4 protein-coding genes are annotated in these 2,921 nt (G+C 72.9%); 2 read left to right on the forward strand and 2 right to left on the reverse strand.

Going from position 1 to position 2,921, the window contains the following annotated elements; translation table 11 throughout:
* Positions 1 to 162: 162 nt before the first annotated feature.
* Entirely contained in the window at positions 163 to 1,365 is a 1,203-nt protein-coding gene (locus G3I65_RS55905; protein ID WP_160704745.1) for a cytochrome P450, read from the forward strand.
* Positions 1,366 to 1,425: 60 nt separating this feature from the next.
* On the opposite strand, the gene G3I65_RS55910 is transcribed toward G3I65_RS55905, so the two are convergent.
* Positions 1,426 to 1,884: an Rv3235 family protein gene (locus tag G3I65_RS55910; RefSeq protein WP_160704747.1), complete on the reverse strand. Its 459-nt coding sequence runs from the start codon at positions 1,882 to 1,884 to the stop codon at positions 1,426 to 1,428.
* 187 nt (positions 1,885 to 2,071) lie between these two features.
* Between G3I65_RS55910 and G3I65_RS55915 the strand changes: the two genes are divergently transcribed.
* The gene (locus G3I65_RS55915; RefSeq protein ID WP_160704751.1) at positions 2,072 to 2,446 is read left to right on the forward strand and encodes an HAD-IA family hydrolase; all 375 of its coding nucleotides are present in this window, start codon (positions 2,072 to 2,074) and stop codon (positions 2,444 to 2,446) included.
* A gap of 4 nt (positions 2,447 to 2,450) precedes the next feature.
* Here the strand turns inward: G3I65_RS55915 and G3I65_RS55920 are convergent.
* Positions 2,451 to 2,921 (reverse strand): RNA methyltransferase (locus G3I65_RS55920; protein WP_160704749.1); only part of this gene is annotated, 471 nt, incomplete at its 5' end.

Here is a 2,921-nt window from a genome sequence, read left to right on the forward strand (position 1 = left end):
GCGCAGGCCGCGGGCGGCGGCGGGGGCACCCGCCGGGATCGGCGCGCCGCGCAGCGCGACGCGCAGAAGAAGGGCAAGAAGGGCCCGCGTCGCTGACGTGGGTGGTGCACACCGGGGCGCGTGGCTCAGCCGCGCGCCCCGGTGTCGTCGACGGGGGTTCACATGACGCAGGTCGCGGCCGAGCCGCAAGAGTTCTTCGCGCTGTTCGGCGCCGACCGACGGCCCGACCCGTACCCGCACTACGCGCGGTGGCGTGAGCGGTGGCCGGTCGCCGCGCTGGCGCCGCAGATGTTCGCCGTCAGCGGCCTCGCCGAAGCCACGCAGGTGCTGCGCGACCCGGCGTTCGGGCACCCGGAACCCGAGTACCTGGATCCGGCGGACCGCCTCCCGGACCAGCCGGTCGACGAATCGGGACGCGTGGTCCGGGCGTTCCTCTCGCTGAACCCGCCCGACCACACGCGGCTGCGGCGCCTGGTGGCGAAGGCGTTCACGCCGCGGATGGTGGAGCGGCTGGCACCGCGGATCGAGGAGCTCACGGCGTCGCTCCTGGACAGCGCCGGCGGTGCCTTCGACCTGATGACGTCGCTCGCGAAGCCGTTGCCGGTCGAGGTGATCGCCGAGCTGCTGGGCGTCCCGCTGGACGACCGCGAGCAGTTCGCGGCCTGGTCGCACGCGATGGCGCGGGCGCTGGACCCGCCGTTCCTGCAGCGCCCGGAGACGATCGAGCCGGCGGTGAAGGCCCGGCAGTCGTTCGTCGGCTACTTCCGCGAGCTGGCGGCCCGGCGCCGGAGCGAGCCGGGGGAGGACCTGCTGTCCGCGCTGGTCGCGGTCTCGGACGCGGGCGACGTGCTCACCGAGGGCGAGCTGCTGGTGACGCTCACGCTGCTGCTGATCGCGGGCCACGAGACAACGACGAACCTGATCGGCAACGGCGTCCTGGCGCTCCTGCACCACCCGGACGGCCTTCGCGCCGCGGCGGACACCCCGGACCGCGTGGTGGAGGAGGTGCTGCGCTACGACTCCCCGGTCCAGCTGACCGCGCGCACGGCCCTGCGCGACACAACACTGGGCGAGGTCCCGGTCCCGGCGGGCAGCCAGGCGATCATCCTGCTCGGCGCGGCCAACCGCGACCCGGCGGCGAGCCCGGATCCCGACGAGTTCAACCCCTCCCGGCCGGCGGCCCGCCACCTGGCGTTCGGCCAGGGAATCCACTTCTGCCTGGGCGCGCCACTGGCGAGACTGGAGGGCCGCATCGTGCTCCGCGAACTGGCCCGGAGGCTCCCGGACCTGCGCCTGGCAGGCACCCCGGAGTGGAACTCGACAACCACCCTGCGCGGCTTGGCGACCTTGCCGGTCGCACGCTGAGCCCACCCCGGCTCGTGAGTGATAAGTCGGGTTCTAACCCGACTTATCACTCACGACCTCCTACGCCGCTCGTCGTAGTGGCCGGCCCGGGCGCTGGGGCTTCAGGAGGGCGAAACGCACGCAACGCCACCCCGTCGGCGTCCGCGTGAAGCGGGCCGCCAGTGCGAACGAGCGGCCGTCCGCCTCCACCCGGGCGCACGCCTCGATCACGTCCGGGGCCGGGGTGCACGTGTGGATCGTCTGCGTGCGGTGCCGCGGGCGTGTCCTGCTGGGACCGCTGAACCCCGCGTAGACCTCCGGGGCCACCAGCGCGCGGACCTGCGCCGCCGGGCGGCGGCCGTCGTAGGCCTCCAGCAGCATGTTCAGCACGCGGCCGACCTCGCTCGCTTCGAGCTGCCGCGGCGCCGGACATCGCGTGCCGCCGCGGCGGTGTTCCAGTGGCGTCACCGACGGCGGCGCCTCCGCGCGCCTGACCGCTTCGCAGTGGATGAGCGTTCGCAGCCGGTGTTCCTCGATCATTTCGTCCCCTCCAGGACTCGGCATTTCCCCACCTCCACCGCTTAGAGGCAGGAACGGGCCGGAAAGGCGACGGGAATCGCACAATCCGGGCGAGATCCGCCGAACCGTGGGATTCCCCGGCAGTGTTGCGCTATGCGAGACAGCGCGTTGCGGCCCGGCTATGGTGTGCCGGGTGCTGAAAGGGCTATTGGTCGATTTCGCCGGAGTTCTCACCGACCCCGACGCCGGCCGGTTCTACGACTACCTGGCGGCCGCGCGCGAGCGAGGCGTCCGCACCGCGCTCCTCTCGAACGCCCCTGGGGCGTCGCCCGAGGTCAAGAACACGATGTTCGACTATTTCGACGCTCTGGTGTTTTCCGGTGAGGTCGGCGTGGCCAAGCCGGACCCGGCGGTCTACCTGATCGCGGCGGACCGCCTCGGGCTGCCCGCCGTGCGGTGCGCGTTCGTCGACGACTCCGTGACGAACATCCGCGGCGCCGTGCAGGCGGGCATGGTCGGCGTGCACCACCGCTCGGTCGAAGAGACCCTCGCGGAACTGAACGTGTTGTTCCCGGACGGCTGAGTAGTCAGCGCGCTCGGCGCACCAATTCGAACGACAAGACCGCCGCGGCGGCCGAGACGTTCAGCGACTCGACGTCGCCGGGCATGGGAATCGACACCCATTCCGTGACGAGCTCGCCGACTTCTTCGCCGACGCCGGCCGTCTCGCCGCCGAGGACGAACGCCGCGCGCTGCGGCAGGTCGACGTCGAACACCGTGGTGCGCGCCGAAGCGCCCAGCGCGTAAAGCGCGTAGCCCGCTTCGGCGAGCATCTCCGCCGCTTCGCGCGCCGAGCCGCAGCGCAGCACCGGGGCGCGGAAGGCGACCCCGGCCGAAGCCTTGACCACCAGCGGGTCCAGCGCCGCGACGCCGCGGCGCGGCACGATCACGCCCTCGAGCCCGGCGGCGGTCGCCGTCCGCAGGATCATGCCGACGTTCGCGGGGGTGGTGATGCCGTCCAGCAGCAGCACCCGCGACGGCGGCCGCCGGTCGGCCAG

Source organism: Amycolatopsis sp. SID8362 (assembly GCF_010550475.1).
In the GTDB taxonomy this organism is placed as follows: domain Bacteria; phylum Actinomycetota; class Actinomycetes; order Mycobacteriales; family Pseudonocardiaceae; genus Amycolatopsis; species Amycolatopsis eburnea.

Coding starts and splice junctions, on each gene's coding strand:
- G3I65_RS55910 (WP_160704747.1), bottom strand. CDS start 1,884: ATGATCGAGGAACACCGGCTGCGAACGCTCATCCACTGCGAAGCGGTC.
- G3I65_RS55905 (WP_160704745.1), top strand. CDS start 163: ATGACGCAGGTCGCGGCCGAGCCGCAAGAGTTCTTCGCGCTGTTCGGC.